The following is a 25984-nucleotide window of genomic DNA, read 5'->3' as shown; positions in this document are numbered from 1 at the left end:
CTCAGTTGGGCGGGTCCGGCAGCACTCGAAGGTGTCCGCGACGCCCGGTGCGGGTGGCGCGCGGCGGAGGCGGTGCGTAGTCGGAGTAGCCACGCCGGTCGTGCTCCGGGGGACGGCGGCGCAATCCGGCCTCGCGGACCGCTTCGGCCAATGCCGTCAGATCGTCGTCATCCGGTGTGCTGGAAGAGAATCCGCCCTCGTGGCGCACCATCTCCCAACCCTTCGGCGCGGTGATGCGGGAAGCATGTGTTTCACACAGATCCCAAGAATGCGGTTCGGCCACCGTCGCCAGTGGCCCGACAACCGCGGTCGAATCGGAGTACACGTAGGTGAGCGTCGCAACAGCGGGATTCTTGCAACCTGGTCGGCAGCAACGACGCATGGGGATCACGCCGATGAGAGTAACCCCCTCGAGGCCGCGATGTGCTCAGACACGCTAAGGATTCGGGGTTTTCGGGCGCGAGTTCACCCGTTGCGATGCTGTGCCGTTGTTCGCCCGCCGCGTTCGCTCACGCGCCCTCGGGGTCGATAATGTCCGGATCGACGCCGAGATAGGTGGCGATCTGCTGGACGAGCACCTCGCGCAGGAGATCGACGAGATCGTCCGGATCGCCCGCGCGCAGTTCGAGTGGCTTGCGGAACAACACGATTCGGGCCCGGGTGGCCACACCGTGTCGGTCCACACCGGCCGGTATGAGCCGCGACAGCGGCACCGGTCCGTCGGCCACCACCTCATCCGGCCAGGTAACCGAATCCGGGTGCAGCGGACGGATTTTCGGCACATCGTCGACCGCGATATCGAGTTTGGTCAGCCGATCGTGCCAGCGGGTGTCCAGCGGTGCGAAGGCCTCGAGGACCAGCCGGTCGAACTGCTGCCCCCTGGTGCGCCACGCGGGCACGGTCGGCGGGAGCATCGGCCCGCGCACCCCGCGCCCACGGCGGATCACCGAACGTGCGGTCGGTGGACGACGGTTACGTGAACGGGCCATAACTAAAACTTAGGCCAATTCGCCGCCCCGTACCTTCGCCGCCCCGCTGGCGCGTTGGCGGCCGACGGCGCGGTACGGGGGTCGACTGCTGGGCGTGCCCCCGGAGTCACCCATGGGCCAGCGAAGCAGTTGTCGCGTCGGTGACGCGCTGTGCTCGCGGGCAACTCCGGGGCATGCCCCAGGTCTCTAGCCGATGCCGCGCTTCAGGCGGCGCCGCTCTCGTTCGGAGAGGCCGCCCCAGATGCCGAAGCGTTCATCGTGTGCGAGTGCGTATTCCAGGCACTCGTCGCGTACCTCGCAGCCCATGCAGATCCGTTTGGCCTCACGGGTCGAGCCGCCCTTCTCGGGGAAGAACGCCTCCGGATCGGTCTGTGCGCACAGGGCACGTTCCTGCCACTGCTCCTCGATGGATTCGAACATCTCATCGAAGCCCGTCACGACCAAGCTGAGCCGGGGTGCTGTCACTCCGTCGATCATCTCGGGCTCGATCCGATCCGGTTCGATCCGACCGATCTCTGCGCAGACGCCACGTGCTGCGCCTGCTGTGGAATCGGTTTGCGATACGCCGCCCGGCATGCCCGAAGGGGCCAGCTCATTGGCCATCGCTCCGCCTCCTCACTGTGTGTTAGCGCAGATTGATTCTTTCCGTCGGACCAACACGCACACCGACGGCCGTACCCCGCGACGTTGTCCCGCGGACATCCCCGAGCTTGCCACCCCGGTGCGAACACCTGTTCGAAAAGCTGTCCGCGCCTTGAACTCTCGCGCGAACCCGAAATGACATGACTGTGATTAGACACGCCGGACGTGTCGATGGTCAAGCCGCCGTCGCAATTCCGTTACTATCCGCAACCGCATTCCATAGCTGATCTTGAACGCGGAACAGCAAATGAGCAGCAAATACGGGATGAACCGCGGCCGCTCCGGCAGCGCATAGGCTGTGTCGATGTGACTCCACAACAAGCGGACACCGCACCCGCCAGTGGCCCCAAGATTGCCGTCCTGGTGGGCGGGGTCGGCGGCGCGCGCTTCCTTCAGGGTGTCCGGGAACTGCTGCCCGATGCCGACGTTTCCGCCATCGTCAATGTCGGTGACGACGTCTGGATGCACGGCCTCCGGATCTGCCCCGACCTCGATACCTGCATGTACACCCTCGGTGGTGGCATTGATACCGAACGTGGCTGGGGTCGGGTCGCAGAGACCTGGCATGCCAAGGAAGAACTCGCCAAATATCATGCCCAGCCGGATTGGTTCGGGTTGGGGGATCGCGATATCGCCACGCACTTGGTTCGGACCGAAATGTTGCGCGCCGGGTACCCGCTCTCCGCGGTCACCGAGGCGTTGTGTAACCGATGGCAACCGGGCGTAAAACTCATCCCGGCTACCGACGATCGCTGCGAAACCCACGTTGTTGTCAGCGACCCCGACAACCCTGGCGAACGCCGCGCGATCCATTTCCAAGAGTGGTGGGTTCGCTACCGCGCGGACATCGAGACACACGGATTCGCCACAATTGGGGCCGATGAGGCCAAACCGGCACCAAATGTGACGCAGATCATAGCCGAGGCCGACGCCGTGCTACTGGCCCCGTCCAACCCCGTCGTGAGCATCGGCGCCATCCTCGCGGTGCCCGGTATTCGCGGTGCGCTGCGCACCACCGAGGCCAAGGTGATCGGCATCTCCGGTGTGATCGACGGGAAGCCGTTGCGTGGCATGGCCGATGAGTGCCTTTCGGTGATCGGCGTCGAGACCACCGCCGAGGCGATCGGGCGCTACTATGGCGCGCGCTCGGCCACCGGCATCCTGGACGGGTGGCTGATCCACACCACCGACACCGCGAATGTGCCCGGTGTGGAGGTGCGCAGCGTGCCATTGCTGATGACCGATCCTCCGACCACCGCTGAAATGGTCCGGGAGGCATTGGATCTGGCGGGAGTCAAGCCGTGAGTCAGGGAGGTAACGCGATGACCGAGCGGACCGTCGATGCGAACGGACCGGTCGACCACGCGGCGGGCGAGTTGCGCATCCTGCCGGTCACCGGACTGCCGGAGTTCCGGCCGGGCGATGACGTCGGTGAGCAGATCGCAGCCTGTGCGCCGTGGCTGGTCGATGGCGACATTCTGGTCGTCACGAGCAAGATCATCGCCAAGTCGGAAGGGCGGATCGTCGAGGCGCCGCTGGATCCGGAGGAGCGCGACAGCGCCCGCCGCGCCCTGGTCGAACAGGAGGCGGTGCGCGTGCTCGCGCGCAAGGGCCGCACGCTGATCACCGAGAACAAGCTCGGCATCGTGCAGGCCGCCTCCGGGGTGGACGGATCCAATGTCGAGCAGGGTGAACTCGTCCTGCTGCCCGCCGATCCGGACGGGAGTGCCAAGGCGCTGCGGACCGCGCTGGCGGAGCGGCTCGGCGTGCAGGTCGCGGTCGTCATCACCGACACCATGGGCCGGGCCTGGCGCAACGGTCAGACCGATACCGCCATCGGCGCGTCGGGTCTGCGGGTGCTGTACGACTACGCGGGCGCGGTCGACGGACAGGGCAATGAACTGCACGTCACCCAGGTCGCGGTGGCCGACGAACTCGCGGCCGCCGCAGATCTGGTGAAGGGCAAACTCGGCGGCGTCCCGGTCGCGGTGGTGCGCGGGCTGCCGGTCACCGATGACGGATCGTCGGCGGCGGACCTGTTGCGCGGCGGCATCGATGACCTGTTCTGGCTCGGTACGGCCGAGGCGATCGAGCGGGGGCGCGGCGAGGCGCTGCTGCTGCGTCGCTCGGTTCGCCAATTCGCCGACACTCCGGTCGATCCCGAAAGCATCCGCGCCGCGGTCGCAAAGGCGCTCACCGCGCCCGCACCGCATCACACCCGCCCGGTGCGCTTCGTCTGGGTCCGCAAACCCGGCCTGCGCGGCCAACTGCTGGAGGCCATGGCCGAGCGGTGGCGGGCCGATCTGACCGCCGACGGACTCGACCCGGAGCGGGTGGAACGCCGAATCGCCCGCGGCCGAATCCTTTACGACGCACCCGAAGTGATCATCCCGTTCTGCGTGCCCGACGGTGCGCACGACTATCCGGATGAGCGGCGGCGCGGTAACGAACGGACCATGTTCACCGTCGCGGTGGGCGCGGCCGTGCAGGGCCTGCTCGTCGCGCTGGCCACCGAGGGCATCGGCAGCTGCTGGATCGGCTCGACCATCTTCGCGCCGGAAATCACCCGCGACGTACTCGGCCTCGCCGACGACTGGAATCCCCTCGGCGCCATCGCCATCGGTTATCCCCTGGAGGAACTGACCCCCCGTCCGGTCTTCGGCCCCGGCCCCGGTCTGGTCGAGCTGTGAGCGTTCGGGAATTCGCTATCGGAGTCGACGAGTGAGCGCCAGTTCGCTGCACGCCTCGGCGACGACGCTGCTCGAATCGTGGCGGCCCGCGACGGGCACCGATGCATCGCTGCGGGAGGCGATGCTGGCATTCCTCGGGTCCGCACCGCGCGGATGTCTGCGCGAGCACGCACCCGGCCACATCACGGCCTCGGCCGTGGTCTTCTCTCATGATGAGCGTGCGGTCCTGCTGACCCTGCACCCGCGCGTCGGCCGCTGGATCCAACTCGGCGGGCACTGCGAGGAAGGTGACGAGACGGTGGCCGCCGCCGCGCTGCGCGAGGCCACCGAGGAGTCCGGTATGCCGGACCTACGTATGGATCCGGAACTGTACGGCGCGCAAGCACATCCGATCACCTGTTCGCTCGGCCGCCCGACCAGGCATCTCGACCTGCTTTTCCGCATCGTGGCCCCGGCCGGTGCCGTCCCGATCCGCAGCCACGAATCCACCGACCTGCGCTGGTGGCCGGTCGACGCACTGCCCGACAACGCCGACGTCCTGCTGCGCTGATCGGCCGAACCGCCACAGATACCGCGCACGATCGCCGCGTGATCCCGCATTCGCCGGGGTGACGCGGCGATTGTCATTTCGGGCGTGCCGTGCTCACGTCGGTGTCCGATTTGCCGTTTCGGCCAGTCTTTACAAATTGCCTGATTTGTCTAGACGAAAGACAGATTGATCTTTATTGTCAAGAGTAAGTGGTACTGCACATCACATGTGATGTGCCGCTTTGATGAGGAGACAACGATGTCCACGGAAACTCATGCGTCCGGCCCTCGGGTCGAGGCGACCGACTGGCGCGACCGCAAGCGCTATCTGTGGCTATGGGGGCTGTTCGCGCCGACCGGCCTCTTCACCATCGGCCTGCCGCTGATCTGGGCGTTCAATGAATTCGGCTGGCACAGGCTGGCCCAGGTGCCGTTCTGGCTGGGCCCGGTGCTGGTCTATGTGGTGATCCCGCTGGCCGATATCTTCTTCGGCCCGGACGGCGACAACCCGCCCGATGAGGTGATGGAGTACCTGGAGAACGACAAGTACTACCGCTACCTCACCTACCTCTACCTGCCGTTCCAGTACGCGACGCTGATCATGGGCGCCTACCTGATCACGGCGGACCACCTCAGCTGGCTCGGCATCGACGGCGGACTGCACATCGTCGACAAGATCGGCCTGGCCATCACCGTCGGCATGATCGGCGGCATCGGCATCAATACCGCGCACGAACTCGGCCACAAGAAGGTCGATCTGGAGCGCTGGCTGTCGCGTATCGCCCTGGCCCAGTCGTGCTACGGCCACTTCTACATCGAGCACAACCGCGGCCACCACGTGCGCGTCGCGACGCCGGAGGATCCGGCGAGTTCCCGGGTGGGCGAAACATTCTGGGCCTTCTGGCCGCGCACGGTCTGGGGCAGCCTGACCTCGTCGTGGCGCTTGGAGCGGACCCGGCTCGAGCGCCTCGGCAAGAAGCCGTGGAGCCTGCAGAACGAAGTGCTCAGCGCCTGGCTGATGTCGGTGGCGCTGTACGCGGTGCTGCTCGCGGTATTCGGAATCGGTCTGCTGCCATATCTGATCCTGCAGGCGGTCGCCGGCTTCAGCCTGCTGGAGGCGGTCAACTATCTCGAGCACTACGGCCTGGTCCGCCAGCGCACCGCATCCGGCCGGTACGAGCGGCCCGCCCCGGTGCACAGCTGGAACAGCGACCACATCGTCACCAATATCTTCCTGTACCACCTGCAGCGGCACAGCGATCATCACGCGTATCCGACCCGGCGCTATCAGACGCTGCGCAGTTGGGACGGTGCGCCGAATCTGCCGAGCGGCTACGCCAGCATGATCCTGCTCGCCTACTTCCCGCCGCTGTGGCGGCGCGTGATGGACAAGCGGGTGATCGCGCACTACGGCGGCGATATCACCCGTGCCAATATCCATCCGGGCAAGCGGGACAAGGTGATCGCGCGCTACGGTACGCCCGGCGCCGAGGCGTGATCATGAGCAGATTTCGTTGTCCCGTCTGCGATTACGTCTACGACGAGCTGAAAGGTGCACCGCACGAAGGGTTCCCGGCGGGCACACCGTGGGAGACGGTTCCCGACGACTGGTGCTGCCCTGATTGTGGTGTGCGCGAGAAGATCGACTTCGAACCTCTGGGAGTTCCGAAATGAGTACAGCATCGCGTAGCGATTCAGTGAGGGGTGGTGGCCGGGTGGCGGGCGGGCGTGAATACAAACTGTTCCAGTGCATCCAGTGCGGTTTCGAATACGACGAGGCCAAGGGCTGGCCGGAGGACGGAATCGAACCGGGCACCCGCTGGGACGATATTCCGGACGACTGGACCTGCCCGGACTGTGGTGCGGCCAAGGCCGACTTCTACATGGTCGAGATCGAACGGTCGTGAATTTTGACTGCGGCAACCACCCGTGACAACCTCGCGGGTATGCCGCGCACCGGACCGAGGGTTTCCTATCAGGAGGCGGCGCGGGAACTCCTGCGCACCTCTGTCCTGGATTCGATGCGCGAACTGCTGACCGAGCGGGACTGGTCGAAGATCACCCTGGGCGATGTGGCCACTCGGGCCGGAGTCAGCAGGCAGACCCTCTACAACGAATTCGGTTCGCGCGCCGGGCTTGCGCAGTCCTACGCGCTGCGCCTTGCCGACGATCTGGTCGATCATGTCGGCTCCGCGATCGACGGCAATATTCACGACGCGCGCGCCGCATTCGAGGAGGGGCTGCGCGACTTCTTCCAGGCGGCCGCCGCCGATCCGCTGGTGCAGTCGCTGGTCGCCGGTGAGGTAAAGCTGGATCTATTGCGGCTCATCACCCTTGATGCCGAGCCGTTGCTCGAACATGCCACCGCGCGGCTGTCCATCGCCTTCCAGCACAGCTGGGTGCAGGCGACGGCAACCGAATCCGACGTGCTGGCCCAGGCTTTGGTGCGGATCGCGCTGAGTTATATCCCGACGCCGCCCGCGCCCGGGCGCAACGCACCCGCCGAATTGAGTGCCGTTTTCAGTCCGTACGTCGAGGCTATTCTTGCCTCGCAAGAACAGCGCTGATCCCATCATTGGGAAGTTGACGGTTTGCGGTAAGTGTGCCGTGATTGTGGGCGCATGTGAAGGTGCTTAAAAACCAACCGGCAGGCATCTAACTGCTGACATCTTTCAACGGCGAGCCGCTGTGTAACGGTCGTAAAGTCTGTATGTATTGTCATGCGTCGGAGTTAGGGTACTTACTTAGCGGGGCAAACGTGCAAACGGTTGGCAAACCGGCGGGGTCTCCCGACCCCAAACGCCATCTGTGGGTTCTCGGACTGGTCGCTCCTTCGATCGCATTGCTGCCATCACAGTTGGTCTTGCATACCGGCGCGCCGGTTTTCTGGTGGATCGGGCCGATCATCGTGCTGATCGTGATCCCCGTGCTGGACTGGGCCGTCGGTGAGGATGGCAGCAATCCGCGTGATGAGGATTACGAGTTGCTGTCCAACGACCGGTACTACCGGTGGTGCACCTATCTGTTCCTGCCGGTCCAGTTGATCGGCCTACTCATCGCCGCCTATATGTGGGCGGGCGACGATCTGTCCGTGGTCGACAAGCTCGGGCTCGCAATGACTCTCGGGTTCGTCAGCGGTATCGGCATCAATGCGGCGCATGAACTCGGGCATCGGGTCGAAAATCTGGAGCGCTGGCTGGCCAAGATCTCGCTCGCGCAGTCCGGATACGGACACTTCTTCGTCGAGCACAACCGCGGCCATCACGCGCGGGTGGCGACGCCGGAGGATCCGGCAAGCGCCAGGCTGGGCGAATCGCTCTGGGAGTTTTTGCCGCGCAGCATTTCCGGCGGATACCGCTCCGCCGTCCGGCTCGAACGCGAGCGCCTCACTCGCAAGGGCAAACGCTGGTTCAGTCCGAACAACCACATCCTGCAGGCCTGGGCGATGAGCGTGGTGCTGTTCGGCACGCTGCTCGCGGTCTTCGGCTGGCGCGTGCTGCCGTATCTGGCGCTGCAGGCGGTGATCGGCGTCATGCTGCTGGAGACGGTGAACTACATCGAGCACTACGGACTGCTGCGGGCCCGCCGCCCCAATGGCCTCTACGTGCGCTGCTCGCCGCGCGACAGCTGGAACAGTGACCACCTGGTCACCAATATCTTCCTGTTCCACCTGCAGCGGCACAGCGACCACCACGCCAATCCGGGGCGCCGATACCAGACCCTGCGCAGTTCGATGCAGGCGCCGCAGCTGCCCGCGGGATACCTGTCCATGATCGTGTTCGCGGCCGTTCCGCCGCTCTGGCGCGCCATCATGGATCACCGCGTACTGGCCCATTACGGCGGCGACATCACCCTGGCGAATATTCAGCCGCGCAAGCGCCGCCGGATCCTGATGACTTACGGCGTGACCGCGTAGTTCACCTGGTCCGGCAGCGACTAGCCTTGTGTCGGTACTGACGAACCAGGAGAGGCTGATAGAGGCAGATGACGACCTCAGAACTTCCCGCACGCACGTCCCTGACCGCCGATGTCCGCAACGGCATCGAATACAAGGTGGCGGACCTGTCGCTGGCTGAATTCGGCCGCAAGGAGATCCGCCTCGCCGAACACGAGATGCCCGGCCTGATGGCCCTGCGCCGCGAGTACGCGGAGGTGCTGCCGCTCGAGGGTGCGCGCATCTCCGGTTCGCTGCATATGACCATCCAGACCGCGGTGCTGATCGAGACCCTGGCCGCGCTCGGCGCCGAGGTCCGCTGGGCCTCGTGCAACATCTTCTCCACCCAGGACCACGCCGCGGCGGCCGTCGTCGTGGGCCCGCACGGCACCATGGACGAGCCCAAGGGCACCCCGGTCTTCGCCTGGAAGGGCGAGACCCTGGAGGAGTACTGGTGGGCCGCCGAGCAGATGCTGACCTGGCCGGGTGAGCCCGCGAACATGATCCTCGACGACGGCGGTGACGCCACCATGCTCGTGCTGCGCGGCGCGCAGTTCGAGAAGGCGGGTGTGGTGCCGCCGGAGGACGAGGACCACTCGACCGAGTACAAGGTCTTCCTGAACCTGCTGCGCGAGCGCTTCGAAACCGATAAGACCAAATGGGGCAAGATCGCCGAATCGGTGCAGGGCGTCACCGAGGAGACCACCACCGGCGTGCTGCGGCTGTACCAGTTCGCGGCGGCGGGTGAGCTGGTGTTCCCAGCGATCAATGTCAACGACTCGGTCACCAAGTCCAAGTTCGACAACAAGTACGGCACCCGCCACTCGCTCATCGACGGCATCAACCGGGGCACCGATGTGCTGATCGGCGGCAAGAAGGTATTGATCTGCGGCTACGGCGATGTCGGCAAGGGCTGCGCGGAATCGCTTGCGGGACAGGGCGCCCGGGTGCAGGTCACCGAGATCGATCCGATCAACGCGTTGCAGGCGCTGATGGACGGCTACGACGTGGTCACCGTCGAGCAGGCGATCGGCCAGGCCGATATCGTCATCACCTCGACCGGCAATAAGGACATCATCACCCTCGACCACATGAAGGCGATGAAAGACCAGGCCATCCTCGGCAATATCGGTCACTTCGACAACGAGATCGATATGGCGGCGCTGGAGCGTTCCGGTGCAACGAAATTGAATATCAAGCCGCAGGTCGACCTGTGGACCTTCAAGGAGTCCGGCAAGTCGATCATCGTGCTGTCCGAGGGGCGGCTGCTGAATCTCGGCAATGCGACCGGACATCCGTCGTTCGTGATGTCGAACAGCTTCTCCAACCAGGTGATCGCCCAGATCGAGCTGTGGACCAAGCCGGACGAATACGATAACGAGGTCTACCGCCTGCCCAAGCATCTGGACGAGAAGGTCGCGCGCATCCACGTCGAGGCACTGGGCGGCACGCTGACCAAGCTCACCAAGGATCAGGCCGAGTACATCGGCGTCGATGTCGAGGGTCCGTACAAGCCCGACCACTACCGCTACTGAGTAGGGTTACCCGTCGGCCCGATATGGGCCGACGGGCCGAGGCGGCAATTGATTTGGCGGAGGATTCGTGCTGATTGCGGTGGAGGGTCTCGACGGCGCCGGGAAGCGGACGCTGATCGATGGCGTTGCCGCGGAGCTGCGCGCCAGGGGCCTGCGTGTGGGGACGCTCGCCTTTCCACGCTACGGGCGCTCGATCCACGCGGATCTCGCGGCCGAGGCATTGCGTGGTGGTCATGGCGATCTCGCCGATTCGGTACACGGGATGGCGCTGATGTTCGCGCTGGATCGGGCGGGCGCGCGTGATGAGTTGTCGAAGCTGTTGGCCGACAATGACATCGTGATCCTGGACCGCTACGTGGCTTCCAACGCCGCGTACTCGGCCGCGCGCATGCAGCAGTCGGCCGACGGTGAAATCGTGCGCTGGGTGGGTGAATTGGAGTTCGGTCGCTTCGATTTGCCGGTGCCGATGCTGCAGCTGTTGCTGGACGTGCCGACCGAGGTTGCGGCCGAGCGTGCCCGGCTGCGTGGCGAACTCGACCGGACCCGTGCCCTCGATGCCTACGAACGCGACGGCGGTCTACAGCGGCGCACCGGCGAGGTGTACCGTGAGCTGGCCGAACGGGACTGGTACGGGCCGTGGTGGAGATACCGATCCGGTGACGATCCGGCGACGCTGGCTGCTCGAGCGGCCGAATTTGTTGCCGGATAAGGTTGGATGTGCGGCGGGATTGCACCAGTGTTGGCGTGGCGGCCCGTTCCGAGCGCGAGAGATGACAACATAGTAGTTATGAAGCCGAAGATTCTGGTCGTCGACGACGATATGGCACTCGCTGAGATGCTCACGATCGTCTTGCGCGGGGAAGGGTTCGACCCGCATGTGGTCGGCGACGGCACGCAGGCGCTGGCGGCGGTTCGTGAACTCCGCCCCGATCTGGTGCTGCTGGACCTGATGCTGCCCGGCATGAACGGCATCGACGTATGCCGCGTGTTGCGGGCCGACTCGGGAGTTCCGATCGTCATGCTGACGGCGAAGACCGATACGGTCGACGTCGTGCTCGGTCTGGAGTCCGGGGCCGACGATTACATCGTCAAGCCCTTCAAGCCCAAGGAGCTCGTCGCCCGCGTGCGTGCCCGCCTGCGCCGCACCGAGGAGGAGCCCGCCGAACTGCTCTCCATCGCCGATATTGTCATCGATGTGCCTGCACACAAGGTGACCCGCGGTGGCGCGCAGATCTCACTGACGCCGCTGGAGTTCGATCTGCTCGTGGCGCTGGCCCGCAAGCCGCGCCAGGTCTTCACCCGTGAGGTGCTGCTCGAGCAGGTCTGGGGCTACCGGCACGCCGCCGACACCCGGTTGGTAAACGTCCATGTGCAGCGGCTGCGGGCGAAGGTCGAGAAGGATCCCGAAAACCCGGAGATCGTGCTGACCGTCCGCGGCGTCGGTTACAAGGCCGGACCCCCGTGATCGGAGGCGACGCGGATCGTTCGACCGCCCCGCCCACAGTGGTGCAGCGCATCGAACGATCCCTCGCGCCGGTCGTGGCTTGGCTCAAGGAAGTCGGCAGCGCACTCGGCCATGTTTGGCGGCGTTCGCTGCAGTTGCGCGTCATCGTGTCCACACTCACGCTGTCGCTGATCGTCATCACGATCCTCGGCGTGGTGCTGACCAGTCAGATCACCGATCGACTGATCGACGCGAAGATCAACGGCGCGGTCGAGGAGATGGATCGCGCCCGCAATACGGTGGAGAGCCAGCTGGCCGGTGTGCACGATATCGGCACCCAGCAGCAGCGTCTCATCGATGCGCGCAATGCGCTGTCCAACCGCGGCGGGACCGGCCAATCCACCGGTGTCGCAGGCAGTTTCGACTCGGCGCTGAGCCTGGTCGGCGGCACTCCGCAACAGCTGATCTCGACCGGGCCGATCCAGGAGGTGCCCGAGGAGTTGCGCCGATTCGTCGCGCGCAACCAGGTCAGCTACCAGTTCGCCACGGTCTCGGATCCGGACGGCTATCACGGCCGGTCGCTGATCATCGGCAGCCCGAGCGCGGAGATTCCGACGCTGCAGATCTATCTGATCTTCCCGCTGGCCAATGAGGAGCGCAGCCTATCGCTGATGCGCGGCACCATGATGATCGGTGGCATCGTGCTGCTGGTGCTGTTGGCCGCGATCACGGCGCTGGTCACCCGGCAGGTGGTGCTGCCGATCCGTTCGGCCGCGCGGATCGCGGGCCGCTTCGCCGACGGCAGGCTCAAGGAACGCATGCTGGTGCGCGGCGAGGACGATATGGCGCGGCTGGCCCAGGCCTTCAACGAGATGGCGGAGAGTCTGTCCAACCAGATCAGTGAGCTGGCGGAGTTCGGAAATCTGCAGCGTCGCTTCACCTCCGACGTCAGCCATGAACTGCGTACCCCGCTGACCACCGTCCGCATGGCCGCCGACCTCATCCACGGCAGCAGTGACGATCTGGATCCGGCCCTGGCGCGCAGCTCCGAACTGCTGGTCACCGAACTCGACCGGTTCGAGGGTCTGCTCAACGATCTGCTCGAGATCAGTCGCCACGACGCCGGTGTCGCCGAATTGCAGGTCGAATCGCTCGACGTGCGGATGTGCGCGCGGGCCGCGATCTCCACCGTGCGGCATCTGGCCAAGGAGTCCGGTGTCGAGGTCGTCATCGATATGCCGGAGGAGCCGCTGGTCGCCGAGGTCGATCCGCGTCGGGTGGAGCGGGTGCTGCGCAATCTGCTCGCCAATGCGATCGACCACAGTGAGGGCAAGCCGGTGCTGATCCGGATGCGCGGCGATGTCGAGGCCAATGCGGTCGCGGTGATCGTGCGCGACCAGGGTGTCGGCCTGCGGCCCGGTGAGGAGAAGCTGGTCTTCAACCGGTTCTGGCGTTCGGACCCGTCGCGGATGCGGCGTTCCGGCGGCACCGGACTCGGTCTGTCGATCAGCGTCGAGGATGCGAATCTGCACGAGGGCAAGCTCGAGGCCTGGGGCGAAATCGGCATCGGCGCGAGTTTCCGGCTGACGTTGCCGCTGGTGCGCGGTAAGAAGATGGGCGCGAGCCCGCTGCCGCTGGAACCGGTACTGCGCAAGGCATTGCCCTCGGTGGCCGGTACCGAACCGGCCGGTCCGGTACCGGCCACCGAGGGCACCGTCACGGAGCTGGCTTCGGTGCACCGAGCCGAGACGAACGGCGCCGACGCGCCCCCGATCGCCGCCCCGGACTCCATGGACGCCGATTCGGACTCGAACGGCGGCGCTCCGATCGCCAGCAACGGCGCGGGATCAGTGGCCGACGAGGCCGCATTCGACGCCGACAGCGCAGAACCACGGCAGGCCGGGCACAGCGTGCCTGGTGACGGCGGGGACGTACAGTCATGAGGATGCGTAGCTGGTATCCGAGGCGCACTTCGCTGCGGCTGACCGCGCTCGGCGCGGCGGCGGTCGCGGCGTTGCTGGTACTCACCGGATGCGCGAGCCTGCCGGAATCCTCCGCACCCCAGGCGCTCGGCACCATCAATCGCCAACCCACCTCCGACGGCCCGCCGCCGCCCATCGCCGGTCGCGATCCGGACCTATTGCTGCGCGACTTCCTGCAGGCCACCGCCGATCCGGCCAATCGGCACCTGGCCGCAAGGCAGTACATGACACCGTCGGCGTCGGCGCAGTGGGACGACTCCGCGGGCACCTTGATCGTCGACAAGGCCGATACGCTGCGTGAATCGCGCTCCGGTGATAAGGCGACGTATGTGATCCGGGCGCACAAGGTCGGCGAGTTGGCCGCCGACGGTGCTTACCGCGCGATCGACGCGCCGCTGGAAAACAAGATCGAGATGACCAAGGTCGACGGCGAATGGCGCATCGATGAGCTGCCCGACGGCGTGGTGATGGAGCAGACCGCGTTCGCCAAGTCCTACCGCCGCTACGTGCTGTACTTCGTGGACCTGTCCGGCGCCGCGCTCGTCCCGGATCTGCGCTGGATCTCGGTGGCCAAGAACCAGCTGGCCCAGCGGCTGCTCAGCCTGCTCACCGAGGGCACCCAGCCCGCACTCGCCTCGGTGGTGCGCAATGAACTCGCGCCACCGGTGACCTTGCGCGGCCCGATCACCAAGCCCAATAACAACGACACCGACGTCGGTGTGGGACTCGGCGGGGTGCGAATCGATTTCGCGAACGCCTCCGGACTGTCACCACGCGATAAGGAGCTGTTGGCCGGACAGGTGGTGCTCACGCTGGCGGGTGCCGAAATCCTCGGCCCGTACATGCTGCTCGCCGACGGCAAACCGTTCGATGACCGCTTCGCCGCCAACGGATGGTCGGTCGCCGACGTCGAACAGCTCAGCCCCGCCGTGCTCGGGCGCAACCAGATCGGGCTGCACGCCCTGCGCAACGGTTCGCTGGTACAGGTCACCGACAGCGGCATGATCACCCCGCCCGGTTACTTCGGCGCGGTGAACAATCTGCAGTCGGTCGCGCTATCGCCGGACGGACAACTGGTCGCCGCGGTTGCCGACGCCGGGCGTCCCCCGCCGGGACCGCCGCGCACACTGATGGTCGGCAGTTATGGCGGCAATGCCTTCCCGGTCGCCGAGGGTTCGACGATCAGCCGACCGTCGTGGAATGTCGATGGCACCGCGGCCTGGGCCGTCATCGATGGCGAGCGGGTCATCCGGGCGGTCACTGATCGCGGCACCGGGACGGTCTCGGTGCAGGAGGTCGATATCTCGGCGCTGATGGCCTCGACACAGGGGTCGTCGCTGCGACTGCCGATTACCGAATTGCGGGTCTCCCGCACCGGCGTGCGCGCCGCGCTCATCGCCGACGGCAAGGTCTATGTCGCGGTGGTCGAACGGCGCCCGGACGGCAAGTATGCGCTCACCTCGCCGCTGCAACTAGCACTGACACTCAGCACCCGGGCGGTGTCGTTGAGCTGGCTTACCGCGGAAACCATCGTCATCGCGAGGGAGGGCAACGTCGATCCGCTGACAACTGTTTCGATCGACGGATCGCAGCCGACCCCGCAGATCAGCCAGAATCTGACCGCGCCCGTTCGGGTGGTCAGTGCCTCGCCCGAAGCCGAGTATGTGGGAGATTCGCGCGCGGTGCTCCAACTCCAGTACAGCGACCAGACCACGGACCGCTTCTGGCGCGAGGTACCCGGCCTCAATGGCGAGAACTCGGTCCCGGTACTGCCCGGCTGACCGGCGGCGAAACGGGTACTGAGACAGGACATTCGGCCGGAGTAAACCTGTCGGTGGGTGGGCGCAGACTCGTGCGATGCGGACACTGCTCGATCTGATCCTGCCCACGGACTGCGCCGGATGCGGTGCGGTCGGGGTCGGCTGGTGTGCGGAATGTGCGGCGACGCTGGCCCGGCCGCCGATGCGGGTGCGACCGCGCACCGATCCCGGTGTGCCGTGCTGGGCGCTCGGTCCGTACGCGGGTCCGGCGCGACGGGCGGTGCTCGCGGTGAAGGAGCGCGGGCGACGCGATCTCGCGGAGCCGTTGGGGCTGGCGCTGGCGGCCGGTCTGATGCGGCTGCGCGCCGATGCGCGGCCACTGGTACTGATCCCGGCGCCGAGTCGGCGGGCGGCCGCACGACGTCGCGGCGGGGATCCAGTGGTCCGGACGGCGCGGGCGGCGGCGGGATGGCTGCCGGATTGCCGGGTGGTACCGATGTTGCGGGTGTGGTGGGGTGTGCGGGATTCGGTGGGCTTGACAGTCAGTGAGCGCCAACACAATATGCGCGGTCACGTAGTGGCCGCGCCAGGTGCCGGTGCCGTATCGGAGATCCCGGGGAATGCCGAGGTCGTGCTGGTCGACGATGTGCTGACGACCGGCGCGACGGCCCGTGAATCGGTCCGCGCGCTCGGCCGGATACGGGTGCCGGTATGTGCCGTGTTGGTGACGTGTTCGGCTTGACTCCGGGAAATTTGCGTGAACACTGGCGGACCGCTCGTTGGCGTACTAGCGTCGCGATCACACACCCGAACCGGGAGTTTGGAGGTGGCGCCTCGGACATCATGTGCCGAGAGAGTGTCTATCGGCACGGCTAATCCCGCCGCACGCACGTTGGTCTGTGCGGCCATATCCGGGAGGTACGCGTGACGACTTCTTCACGACCTTCAGTGAAAGTTGCCCCCTCTGTTAAAGAGGCCCAGTCCTCGGTGCTGGCTGACAGCACCTTGGAGGAGACAGCCGAACCCGCAGCGGACCGACCTCGAGCGCCTCGCGGCGATGTCGTGGTGAAGGGCCGCAATGTCGAGGTTCCCGACCATTTTCGAATTTACGTCGCGGAGAAACTCTCCCGTCTCGAGCGCTTCGATCCGTCGATCTTCCTCTTCGATGTGGAGTTGTTCCACGAGCGCAACCGTCGTCAGCGCAAGAGCTGCCAGCGCGTCGAGATCACCGCGCGCGGCAAGGGCCCGGTCGTCCGGGCGGAGGCCTGTGCGGACAGCTTCTACGCTGCCCTCGAATCGGTAACCGGCAAGCTGGAGAGCCGATTGCGTCGCACGAAGGACCGGCGCCGGGTGCACTACGGGGACAAGACGCCCGTATCGGTCGCGGAGGCTACCGCTGATCTGATCGACGATTCGCTGTTCGCGCCGCTGAACGAGACAGCGGCAGCGCACCTCCATCCCGAGGTCGAGGGCCGTAGGCCCACCGAAATCGAACCTGAGGATTACGCGGCCGGTCCCGGCCACATCGTGCGGACCAAGGTCCACAGTGCGACCCCGATGTCGGTCGACGATGCGCTCTACCAAATGGAGCTCGTCGGCCACGACTTCTTCCTATTTCAGGACAAAGAGACCGACCGACCGTCGGTCGTCTACCGTCGCCATGCATTCGACTACGGCCTGATCCGGCTCGCGTAGGCTCCCCCTGCTTCTCCGGGCATTCAGCCGATCAGCTGGGTGCCCGGAGATTTTGTGTTGCGGGACCTGCTGTCCGGATCGGATCGGCTTCCCGATGCGGTTATCGCGTGAGCGATCAGCGCCGTCGGTCTCGGAAAAAGGTTCTGTGCAGCAAGGAATCTCGGCGTTGCGGGCGCATGGCCGCCAGCATGACCAGGTCGGCGAAGGTCTCCGCATCGCGTTCGCGCGCGGATTCATAATCGCTGCGCCCCAGCACATATGCGATGGACTCCGGGGAGATCGATGGCAGCAGTTCGGCGATGGCCGACAGCGGTCGCGGGGTCGGCGCCGATGGCTCGGTCGCCGATTCCGGTCCGTGGCCGAGCAGCATGTGGCCCAGTTCGTGCACGATGATGTGCTCGGCATGCCATTCGGTCGTATCGGCGCCGTAGACGATGATGTCGCTGTCGCGCTTGGCGATCCACAGGCCGCTGCCGGTGCCGCAGCCGGTGCCGGCGAGCAGTGCGGTGTCCACCGGTTGCAGGGTGATGGTGCGGCCTCGATGCTCGGCGACGGCGTCGAGGTAGGTGCTCAGGTTCCAGGGGGACGGTACCGGTACGTCCCGGGATACCTCCCGGAACCGGTTCTCCATACCGGGCATTCGTGGCGATCTCCTACAGCGCTGCGGGTAGCTCACGATGCTACCCAGCCGTTGAAAACTGCCCGATCCGCGGTCACCGCATGGGTTGGTCCGTACTTTCGATGAGTGTGGTCAACGCCGTGAGATCGACATCGGACCCGCGCAACGCGATGCTGGCAACATTGGCGTCACGCATGGTGGCCAGCAGTTCGAGTTCGCGATCGATCGCGGCCGCTGCGGCGCCGGTGGTGGTCAGATAGTCCACGCTCACCCCGAAACAGTGGGCGATCGCGGCGAGCAGGTCGGATCCGACTGGTGCGGAGTCGAATTCACCTCGGCGCAACCGGTCGAGCTGATCCGCCGGGACGGTGCGGCCCAACTGTGTGCCGACCTGTTCGGCGACCGAGGCGGTCGTGCGCTCGGGCTCCGAACGCGGGTGCACGGTCGCGAAAAGTCGATTCACCTTGTGGCTGAGCGTCAGTCGCGCTCGGTTCGTCGCCTCGTCGGTCATCTGCGTCGCCCTCTACTTCTTGCCGTTTCGAATCGATGTCGCACCCGGATTGGCCGCCAGCCAGCGCGCGCGGAATCTGGCCTCGGTGCCGGCGTCCACTTCCTCCACCCGCCCGGCCAGCCAGCGACGATAGCGTCGTTCCAATAGTTCGGCGGGATCGTTCGATTCGGCTGGCACGTCCAGCAGATGGGAGAACGCCATGGCGACCAAGGGGTGCAGGGGTCGGCCCGGGCCGCCGTTGCGTTCCAGCATCGCGGTGGCATAGCGCGCGGACAGTCGAGAGACGACGTCGTTCAGCTCCGAAATGGCCGACAGCAGTCGGGGTTCGGTGGTCCGGACGCGTTCGACCGCGTCGTTGAGCCGACCGGATGCCGCGAGCAGCCCGGTCAGATCCGAGATTTCGAAGCGGATCGAATCGGGTCCGGAGACGATCGACTCGTCGGTGCTCGCGGCAGGCGCCGCGTCCTCGCGCGCGGCAGGGTCGCCGCCCGCGTAGGTGCGTGCCGCACTGCCGGGCAGCCAGCGCAGCGGTGTGTCGAGCTTGTTCAGGGTGTGCGTGCTGATCGCCGCATCGCCGTCTTCGATTTTGCGGATCGTCGGCGCCGAGGGCCCTCCCAGATCGCCGATCTGCATCTGTGTCAGACCGAGTTCGTCTCGGCGCTCCTTGATGATTCGGCCGAAGCGCTTATGTCGCGACAGCTCCGAAGGGCTTTGCATAGTGAGGCTCATGCTAGAGCTCTTTTGGGTGAAAAGACAACTTCATAGAAAAGATTTGAAAAACGAATGGAAAGATTGCTATCGTTTCCTTGCGCCGGAAGGGTGTCGACGTCGGCCTTGCGGGTTCCGGAATGAGCAGGGGCGTTCGCCGGGACGGGCGCCCCCGGTCTGCTGCGCAACGGCGCGCCGCAGGCCGGGACCGGTTGAGCGCAGGCTCGTTTCGGGTGTGCGGCGTCTCGGCTCAGCGGCAGATGGAGGGGATCGCTGAGCCGAGTACGTCGGTCTGGACCTTGAACTTACTTCCGAGTAAGTTTGGGGAATAGGTCTCTCGAGGAGGACAACCCCCATGGCTACCAATGCTGCTCGCCGTGCCGTCATCGTCTCCGGTGCGCGCACGCCGTTCATCAAGGCGTTCACCGACTACACGCGGATGGATTCGATCGCGTTGGCCGATGCCGCGGTGCGCGGGCTGCTGGAGCGGACCGGGCTGCCCGGTGCACAGGTGCAGGCCATTGTGTGGGGCGGGGTGATCCTGCCGAGTGCGGCGCCGAATATCGCGCGCGAGATCGCGTTGGATCTCGGTCTCGACGCCGGGTGCGAGGGGTACACGGTGACGCGGGCGTGCGCCTCCGGACTGCAGGCGATCACCTCGGCCGTCGCGGCGATCGAGCGCGGCGAATACGACATCATGATCGCCGGAGGCAGTGATTCGACCAGCAATGCCGAGGTGAAGTTGCCGCAGAAGCTGGTGCACGCCGGAGCGCCGCTGGCGCTGGGCAAGCCGAAGCCGAAGGATTATCTCGCGGCGGCGCGTCAGCTCGCGCCGTTCACCGATCTGCTGCCGAGTCGACCGAAGATCGCCGAACGCACCACCGGTGAGGTGATGGGAGAGTCGGCGGAGAAGATGGCCCGCATCCACGGGATCAGCCGCGCGGATCAGGATGAGTTCGCGGCACGTTCGCATCACCGTGCCGCCGCGGCCATCGATTCGGGGCGCTTCGATGACGAGGTGCTGCGGGTGCGCACGCCGGACGGCGCGGATATCACCCGCGATGGACTGGTGCGCGCGGGTACCAGCGTCGAGAAGTTGGCGCGGTTGCAGCCGGTCTTCGCCCGCGACGGCAGCGTGACCGCGGGCAATGCCAGCCCGCTGACCGATGGTGCGTCAGCGGTGCTGCTGATGAGTGAGGAGACCGCGCATGCCCTCGGCTATCGGCCGCTGGCCGCGTTCCGCTCCTGGAGCTATGTCAGTGTGGACCCGACCGATCAGGTGCTGATCGGCCCGGCCATCTCCATGCCGCGCGCCCTCGATAAGGCCGGAATGTCATTGGGCGATATCGATTTCGTCGATATCCACGAGGCCTTCGCCGCCCAGACGCTGTCCGTGCTCGCCGCACTGAACAGCGACGAGTGGGCCAAGACCCGTCTCGATCGCGACACCGCGGTCGGCGAGGTCGATATCGACAAACTCAATGTGCACGGCGGCTCGGTCGCCCTAGGCCATCCCTTCGGCGCCACTGGCGCCCGCATGGTCACCACAATGGCCAACGAACTGGCCCGCACCGGCAAAACCGCCGCCCTCCTCGGCATCTGCGCCGCAGGCGGAATCGGCGCATCGGCAGTGCTGGAGCGCGTCTGATCACCGCGTGTGCGATCAGTGACAACTGATTTTGTGAGTATCTGGGTAACTCGTCGGGAACGCCCAAACTCACTTGGCACTCAACGTAGGACCTGAACGCAACGTGCGTGGCACCCAACTTGTATGGCCTAAAGGCGCGGAGCGGCGGGGGAATAGGTTTCTTGGTGGACGGCGTCGGTGAGGGGGCGGCCGGTGCGCCAGCCGAAGCGTTGGAGGTCGGGTATGGGCTGGAATTGGTGGACGGGGCCTACGCACAGCCAGGCGACGGGGCGGATGCCTTCGGGGAGGGCGACCAGGTCGGATAGGAATTCGGTGTCGTAGAACGAGACCCAGCCGACGCCGATCTGCTCCGCGGTCGCGGCGAGCCAGAGGTTCTGGATGGCGAGGACCGCCGAGTAGATGCCGGTTTCGGGGACGGTGGCGCGGCCGAGGACCTGCGGGCCGCCCCGGTCGTGGTCGTAGGTGACCACGATGCCGGTGCCGCTCTCGGTAATGCCCTCGATCTTGATCGGTTCGAAGGTCGCCGCCCGCTCCGGCGCAAGTGCATCCCGGAATTCGATCCGCTTCTGCGCGACATGCTCCGCGAACTTCCGCAGCGTCGCACCCTCGCGCACCACCACGAAGTCCCACGGCTGCGAATTGCCGACACTGGGCGCGCGATGTGCGGCATCGAGTATCCGCCACAGCGTCGCATCATCGACGAGGTCACCGGTGAATTCGGCCCGCACATCCCGCCGCATCCGGATGGCCTCGTAAACGCTCAGATCTTCCGCACCCACGCCCATCAGTCAACCAGCCGCAACCCGCGCTCCCGTCGAGGCCCAGGGGGATACTGCGAGCGCACTGGCCGCGAGCCGATATGTCCATCGAAAGGCGAAGGCGCCCACGGACTTCCGTGGGCGCCCTCGTTGTGACTGCGCGTCAGCCGATCGGCACGGCCCGCCGCGCGATCCGGCGACGGCCCTGCTTCAGTGCCGTGCGCAGCCCGCGACGCTTACCGGTCACCGGATCGAAGCTGGCGGCGGTGTCACCCGCGAACTTGCGCTCCGAGGCGGTTTCGGGGGCATCGTCGGCGGTCGCGCGCAGGTACTTGTTCGGCAGCGACAGCTTCAGAATGGTGCGCCAGGACTTGAAGTACTGCACCGGAAGCGAGCCGGTGGTGTAGGGCAGGTCGTATTTGTCGGCCAGCTGGCGCACCCGCACCGCGACCTCGGCGTAGCGGTTGCTCGGCAGGTCCGGGAACAGGTGGTGTTCGATCTGGTGGCTCAGGTTGCCCGTCATGAAGTGCATGAGCGGACCGCCGGAGATATTGGCGCTGCCCAGCATCTGGCGCAGGTACCACTGGCCCTTGGATTCGCCGTCGATATCGGCCTTGGTGAACTTCTCCGCACCGTCCGGAAAGTGGCCGCAGAAGATCACCGCATTGGTCCAGACATTGCGGATGATATTGGCGGTGAGGTTCGCGGTGAGCGTCGAGACGAAGGCGGGCCCGGTCAGCAGCGGGAACAGCAGGTAGTCCTTGCCGATCTGCTTGCCGATCTTGACCAGCACTTCCTTGCGCTTGACCTCGAATTCGGCCCGCTCGGCGGAATCCGGCTGGTACCGGCCGACCTTGCCCAGCTCGAGATGCTGCACTGCGACGCCGAATTCGAAGAACATCTGCAGCAGCAGGTTGTACATCGGGTTGCCGATATTGAACGGCTTCCAGCGCTGGTCGCGGGTGACGCGCAGCAGGCCGTAGCCGATGTCGTCGTCCATGCCGAGCACATTGGTGTACTTGTGGTGCAGGTAGTTGTGCGTGTGCTTCCAGTGCTTGGACGGGCCGGTGTTATCCCATTCCCAGGAGCTGGAGTGGACCTCGGGATCGTTCATCCAATCCCACTGCCCGTGCATGACGTTGTGCCCGATCTCCATGTTCTCGATGATCTTGGCGGCACTGAGCAGGGCGACACCGGTGAACCAGGCGGGCGGCAGGAAGCTGGCGAACAGCACCGCGCGGCCGCTGATCTCGAGCACGCGCTGCAGTCGGATGACATTGCGTATGTACCGCGCGTCACGGGCACCGCGCGAGGCCTCGACATCACGGCGGATCGCGTCGAATTCCGCGCCTAGTGCCTCCACATCGGCCTCTGTGAGGTGCGCGTATTCCTTGACATCCGAGATCGCCATGGCGGTTACAGTACCGTAAGTTACGAGACCGTAGGTTACGGGGACCGTCTCCGGGATGTGGTAAATCCCCCATTGCAAATGGGAACGCCGGATGCTAACTCATTTTGCGGCGTCGGATCCGACGAATCGCCCGCTCACGCGCGGCTTTCCGCTGCAATGTCGCCTTTTCCTGACGTGCCTTCTCCTGCAGCGCCAGCTTCGCCTCGCGCAGCACTTCCTTCTCGTGCCGTGCCTTCTCCCGCAGTACCACCTTGGCCTCGGTCAGCGCCGAACGCAGCCCGCGGCGCTGACCGGTCTCCGGGTCGACGGGCAGCCAATGCGTCTCGTTCCATTTGTCGGCCCAGCGCTCGGTATTGGGCATCGCCGGCATCGCGGGCAGCGAGATGCCGGCGAACTTGCGCTCCGAGGAGGTCTCCGGCGCATCATCGGCGGTGCGCTTGAGGAAGCGGTCCGGCAGCGCCAGCTTGTGGATGGTCCGGAAGGCGAGCAGATACTGCTTGCCGAGTGAGCCGGTGGTGTAGGGCAGGTCGTACTTATCGCACAGTTCGCGGACCCGCGCCGCGATCTCCGGATAGCGGTTGCTCGGCAGATCGGGGAACAGGTGATGTTCGATCTGGTAGCAGAGGTTGCCGCTCATGAAGGCCATGGCGGGCCCGGCCTTGAAGTTGGCGCTGCCGAGCATCTGGCGCAGATACCATTCACCGCTGGTCTCGCCCTCGAGCTGTTCGATGGTGAATTTCTCGGCGCCGTCGGGGAAGTGGCCGCAGAAGATCACCGCATAGGCCCACAGGTTGCGCACCAGGTTGGCGGTCGCGTTCGCCTTGAGCGTCGACATGAAGGCGGGCCCGGTCAGCGCGGGGTAGAACACGAAGTCCTTGGCTACCTGGCGGGTGATCTTGCGGGCGAACTCCTTGTTCGGCTCCGACATCAGCTCCTTGGGCGGTACGCCGGACAGTTCCTTCTCGATGCTGAAATCGTGCAGCGCGATACCCCATTCGAAGGTGGCTGCGAGCAGGATATTGGCCAGCGGCTGGACCAGGTGGATCGGCCGCCACTGCTCGTCGCGGGTCATCCGCAGGATGCCGAAGCCGAGGTCCTCGTCCTTGCCGAGCACATTGGTGTAGGTGTGGTGGGAGTAGTTGTGCGCGCGGCGCCACTGCGCCGACGGCCCGGTCATATCCCACTCCCAGGTGCTGGAGTGGATCTCTGGATCGTTCATCCAGTCCCATTGCCCGTGGCTGATGTTGTGCCCGAGCTCCATATTCTCGATGATCTTGGCGACCGACAGCAGTGCCGTACCGGTCAGCCAGGCCCAGCGGTTGCGGCTGCCGAACAGCACCGCGCGCGCGAGCACCTCGAGGCCACGCTGTGCGGCGATGGTGCGCCGGATGTACTTCGCGTCACGCTCGCCGCGGGACAGCTCGACGGAGCGGCGAATGGAATCGAGTTCCTGCCCCAGTGTTTCGATGTCGCCCGCCGTGAGATGAGCGAACGCCTTGATATCGGTGATGGCCACCGGGGTCCTTTCACTGACTGGATGTACCTCGAGGGTACCTGCCGGATCCTCCCGGCGGGTGGGCTGAGTGCTAGCTGTCTCAGACGTCGAGCGTGCAGTCGCCCGCCGCGGCCGAGATACAGGTCTGCACCTTGTCGCCCTCGCGGCGCTCGTCACCGTTGCGCAGATCGCGGGTATGTCCGGAAGCCAGTGTCACGACACAGGTTTGGCAGATGCCCATCCGGCAGCCGAACGGCATCTGCACACCGGCAGCCTCGCCCGCCTCCAGCAGACTGGTCGCGCCGTCGACCTGCGCGGTGCGCCCGGTCCTGGCGAAGGTGACGGTGCCGCCCTCGCCGATGGCAGAGCGTTCGATCTCGAATCGCTCGACATTCAGGCGATCGCTGACGCCCGCCTCGCGCCAGTGCTGCTCGATCTCGTCCAACATGGCGGCCGGGCCGCAGGCCCAGGTCTGGCGCTCGCGCCAATCCGGGAACCGATCATCGAGTGCGGTAAGGGAGAACCGGCCCTGTTCGTCGGTGAGGTGCAGGTGCGAGGAAAAGCTGGGGTGCCGGTCGTGCAGGTCGCGCAGTTCGGCGCCGAACATCACATCGTCGAGGCTGCGCGCGGAGTGCACATGCACCACATCGGTGACCACATCGCGGCGATCCAGCGCCCGCAGCATGGCCATGACCGGGGTGATACCGCTGCCCGCGGTCAGGAACAGCACCTTCTCCGGCGGCGGCGACGGCAGCACGAAACCACCCTGCGGCGTGGCCAGCCGGACAATGGTGCCCGCGGCGACACCGCTGACAAGATGGCTCGACAGGAAGCCCTCCGGCATCGCCTTCACCGCGATCGAGATGGTGCGCTTGCCGCGGTGTTCCGGATCGGTCCAGTTCGGCGGGCAGGTCAGTGAGTACGAGCGCCAGTGCCAACGGCCGTCGACCAGGATGCCGATGCCGATGTACTGACCCGGTTCGTATTTCCAGTCGAAGCCCCAGCCCGGCCTGATGACCAGGGTGGCCGAATCGGCGGTTTCCTTGCGCACTTCGACAATTCGGCCGCGCAGCTCCCGCGCGGACCACAGCGGATTCGCCAGGTGCAGATAGTCGTCGGGCAGCAGTGGTGTGGTCACGCGGGCGACCGCGCCGCGCAATACGTTCAGCCGTCCGCCGCGCTCGGCGACCTCGGCCGCCGGAGCCTCCAGCCACTCCCGGACCGTGCGCACCGAGGATGCCGCTTTTTTCAAGACCATTGCCGCAGTTCGTCTCCCTGTCGTGCGGCCACTAGCGGAGCCGCCTCGCTGTCAGGTTACGGCATCGTAGGTTTGCGCGGGATGCGCAGGTGCTGACTCACCGTGATTCGGCCCGGATCACAGCAATTCGAGCAGGAACGGCAGTTCCTGGGCGGCGTACCAGGCGAGCTGATGGTCCTCGGCGTCGCCGAGCACGAACTCGGCATCGGTATCGCCGAGATCGGCCGCGTCCACCACATCGACTGCCTTGGCCACCTCGGGTTCGGCCTCGGCCAGATCGACATGCACCGACGCGATCCGGTCATAGCCGATCGGTCCGGCCAGCCGGACCACCGCGTCGTCGAGGTCGGGGCGCAGCTTCGCACCCGTCACATCGG

Annotated in this window: 26 protein-coding genes and 1 pseudogene; 16 read left to right on the top strand and 11 right to left on the bottom strand. The window is 65.8% G+C overall.

All coding sequences use genetic code 11. The features are described 5' to 3' along the window. Window position 1 precedes the first annotated feature (1 nt). The 3 genes from ABZW16_RS30780 to ABZW16_RS30770 all read right to left on the bottom strand — a co-directional run bounded on the left by ABZW16_RS30780 (window position 2) and on the right by ABZW16_RS30770 (window position 1409). Window positions 2-391, bottom strand: coding sequence for a DUF3499 domain-containing protein (locus ABZW16_RS30780; RefSeq protein WP_354959586.1), 390 nt, complete (start codon window positions 389-391; stop codon window positions 2-4). Window positions 392-509: 118 nt separating this feature from the next. After that, entirely contained in the window at window positions 510-989 is a 480-nt protein-coding gene (locus ABZW16_RS30775; RefSeq protein WP_354959585.1) for a metallopeptidase family protein, read from the bottom strand. A 186-nt stretch (window positions 990-1175) separates the two neighbouring features. Continuing rightward, the gene (locus tag ABZW16_RS30770; RefSeq protein ID WP_029901515.1) at window positions 1176-1409 is read right to left on the bottom strand and encodes a WhiB family transcriptional regulator; all 234 of its coding nucleotides are present in this window, start codon (window positions 1407-1409) and stop codon (window positions 1176-1178) included. 528 nt (window positions 1410-1937) lie between these two features. On the opposite strand from ABZW16_RS30770, the gene cofD reads away from it, so the two are divergent. The 15 genes from cofD (at window position 1938) to raiA (ending at window position 17199) form a co-directional block, all read left to right on the top strand. Continuing rightward, a complete protein-coding gene (cofD, locus tag ABZW16_RS30765) occupies window positions 1938-2936 on the top strand; it encodes a 2-phospho-L-lactate transferase (RefSeq protein WP_354959584.1) in 999 nt (332 codons plus the stop codon). 17 nt (window positions 2937-2953) lie between these two features. Further along, window positions 2954-4321 (top strand): coenzyme F420-0:L-glutamate ligase, encoded by a 1368-nt coding sequence (locus tag ABZW16_RS30760; protein ID WP_354959583.1) that lies wholly within the window; start codon window positions 2954-2956, stop codon window positions 4319-4321. Window positions 4322-4352: 31 nt separating this feature from the next. Then, window positions 4353-4871, top strand: coding sequence for an NUDIX domain-containing protein (locus ABZW16_RS30755; RefSeq protein ID WP_354959582.1), 519 nt, complete (start codon window positions 4353-4355; stop codon window positions 4869-4871). A gap of 237 nt (window positions 4872-5108) precedes the next feature. Next, window positions 5109-6347: an alkane 1-monooxygenase gene (locus tag ABZW16_RS30750; protein ID WP_354959581.1), complete on the top strand. Its 1239-nt coding sequence runs from the start codon at window positions 5109-5111 to the stop codon at window positions 6345-6347. Between the two features lie 2 nt (window positions 6348-6349). Continuing rightward, window positions 6350-6523 carry a rubredoxin gene (locus ABZW16_RS30745; RefSeq protein WP_354959580.1) on the top strand — a complete coding sequence of 58 codons (174 nt, stop codon included), beginning with the start codon at window positions 6350-6352 and terminating at the stop codon, window positions 6521-6523. A 41-nt stretch (window positions 6524-6564) separates the two neighbouring features. Continuing rightward, complete coding sequence (locus ABZW16_RS30740) at window positions 6565-6756, top strand: rubredoxin (RefSeq protein WP_354959595.1); 192 nt, start codon at window positions 6565-6567, stop codon at window positions 6754-6756. A gap of 39 nt (window positions 6757-6795) precedes the next feature. After that, the gene (locus ABZW16_RS30735; protein ID WP_354959594.1) at window positions 6796-7416 is read left to right on the top strand and encodes a TetR family transcriptional regulator; all 621 of its coding nucleotides are present in this window, start codon (window positions 6796-6798) and stop codon (window positions 7414-7416) included. A 191-nt stretch (window positions 7417-7607) separates the two neighbouring features. Beyond that, window positions 7608-8765: an alkane 1-monooxygenase gene (locus ABZW16_RS30730; protein ID WP_354959579.1), complete on the top strand. Its 1158-nt coding sequence runs from the start codon at window positions 7608-7610 to the stop codon at window positions 8763-8765. A gap of 68 nt (window positions 8766-8833) precedes the next feature. Then, a complete protein-coding gene (gene ahcY / locus ABZW16_RS30725) occupies window positions 8834-10318 on the top strand; it encodes an adenosylhomocysteinase (RefSeq protein WP_354959578.1) in 1485 nt (494 codons plus the stop codon). A 67-nt stretch (window positions 10319-10385) separates the two neighbouring features. Next, a complete protein-coding gene (locus tag ABZW16_RS30720; protein WP_354959577.1) occupies window positions 10386-11027 on the top strand; it encodes a dTMP kinase in 642 nt (213 codons plus the stop codon). Window positions 11028-11096: 69 nt separating this feature from the next. Further along, window positions 11097-11783: an MtrAB system response regulator MtrA gene (gene mtrA, locus ABZW16_RS30715; RefSeq protein ID WP_354959593.1), complete on the top strand. Its 687-nt coding sequence runs from the start codon at window positions 11097-11099 to the stop codon at window positions 11781-11783. Window positions 11784-11857: 74 nt separating this feature from the next. Then, the gene (mtrB, locus tag ABZW16_RS30710) at window positions 11858-13705 is read left to right on the top strand and encodes an MtrAB system histidine kinase MtrB (RefSeq protein ID WP_354959592.1); all 1848 of its coding nucleotides are present in this window, start codon (window positions 11858-11860) and stop codon (window positions 13703-13705) included. 2 nt (window positions 13706-13707) lie between these two features. Beyond that, on the top strand, window positions 13708-15525 hold the full coding sequence (gene lpqB / locus ABZW16_RS30705; protein WP_354959576.1) for an MtrAB system accessory lipoprotein LpqB: 1818 nt from the start codon (window positions 13708-13710) through the stop codon (window positions 15523-15525). A gap of 76 nt (window positions 15526-15601) precedes the next feature. Continuing rightward, window positions 15602-16246 carry a ComF family protein gene (locus tag ABZW16_RS30700; protein ID WP_354959575.1) on the top strand — a complete coding sequence of 215 codons (645 nt, stop codon included), beginning with the start codon at window positions 15602-15604 and terminating at the stop codon, window positions 16244-16246. 263 nt (window positions 16247-16509) lie between these two features. After that, window positions 16510-17199: a ribosome-associated translation inhibitor RaiA gene (gene raiA, locus ABZW16_RS30695; protein WP_354959591.1), complete on the top strand. Its 690-nt coding sequence runs from the start codon at window positions 16510-16512 to the stop codon at window positions 17197-17199. Window positions 17200-17314: 115 nt separating this feature from the next. On the opposite strand, the gene ABZW16_RS30690 is transcribed toward raiA, so the two are convergent. The 3 genes from ABZW16_RS30690 to ABZW16_RS30680 all read right to left on the bottom strand — a co-directional run bounded on the left by ABZW16_RS30690 (window position 17315) and on the right by ABZW16_RS30680 (window position 19058). Continuing rightward, a complete protein-coding gene (locus ABZW16_RS30690; protein WP_354959574.1) occupies window positions 17315-17839 on the bottom strand; it encodes a hypothetical protein in 525 nt (174 codons plus the stop codon). Window positions 17840-17912: 73 nt separating this feature from the next. After that, window positions 17913-18329: a hypothetical protein gene (locus tag ABZW16_RS30685; RefSeq protein WP_354959573.1), complete on the bottom strand. Its 417-nt coding sequence runs from the start codon at window positions 18327-18329 to the stop codon at window positions 17913-17915. Window positions 18330-18341: 12 nt separating this feature from the next. After that, entirely contained in the window at window positions 18342-19058 is a 717-nt protein-coding gene (locus ABZW16_RS30680) for a helix-turn-helix transcriptional regulator (protein ID WP_354959572.1), read from the bottom strand. 334 nt (window positions 19059-19392) lie between these two features. Here ABZW16_RS30680 and ABZW16_RS30675 point away from each other — a divergent pair, with 334 nt between their 5' ends. After that, window positions 19393-20685: an acetyl-CoA C-acyltransferase gene (locus ABZW16_RS30675; RefSeq protein WP_354959571.1), complete on the top strand. Its 1293-nt coding sequence runs from the start codon at window positions 19393-19395 to the stop codon at window positions 20683-20685. A 128-nt stretch (window positions 20686-20813) separates the two neighbouring features. Here the strand turns inward: ABZW16_RS30675 and bluB are convergent, their stop codons facing one another. From bluB to ABZW16_RS30650, 5 genes and pseudogenes are all read right to left on the bottom strand, one after another. Then, the gene (bluB, locus tag ABZW16_RS30670) at window positions 20814-21449 is read right to left on the bottom strand and encodes a 5,6-dimethylbenzimidazole synthase (protein ID WP_354959590.1); all 636 of its coding nucleotides are present in this window, start codon (window positions 21447-21449) and stop codon (window positions 20814-20816) included. A gap of 157 nt (window positions 21450-21606) precedes the next feature. Further along, the gene (locus tag ABZW16_RS30665; RefSeq protein ID WP_354959570.1) at window positions 21607-22854 is read right to left on the bottom strand and encodes a fatty acid desaturase; all 1248 of its coding nucleotides are present in this window, start codon (window positions 22852-22854) and stop codon (window positions 21607-21609) included. Between the two features lie 94 nt (window positions 22855-22948). Beyond that, the gene (locus ABZW16_RS30660) at window positions 22949-24370 is read right to left on the bottom strand and encodes a fatty acid desaturase (RefSeq protein WP_354959569.1); all 1422 of its coding nucleotides are present in this window, start codon (window positions 24368-24370) and stop codon (window positions 22949-22951) included. A gap of 79 nt (window positions 24371-24449) precedes the next feature. After that, the gene (locus ABZW16_RS30655) at window positions 24450-25607 is read right to left on the bottom strand and encodes a ferredoxin reductase (protein ID WP_354959568.1); all 1158 of its coding nucleotides are present in this window, start codon (window positions 25605-25607) and stop codon (window positions 24450-24452) included. Window positions 25608-25724: 117 nt separating this feature from the next. Then, a pseudogene (locus ABZW16_RS30650) lies at window positions 25725-25984 on the bottom strand (hypothetical protein); the annotation flags it as partial.

It is taken from the genome of Nocardia sp. NPDC004604 (genome assembly GCF_040609795.1).
In the GTDB taxonomy this organism is placed as follows: Bacteria; Actinomycetota; Actinomycetes; order Mycobacteriales; family Mycobacteriaceae; genus Nocardia.
The sequence above is the reverse complement of the archived record's forward strand: the minus strand, read 5'-3'. Positions and strand labels throughout refer to the sequence as shown.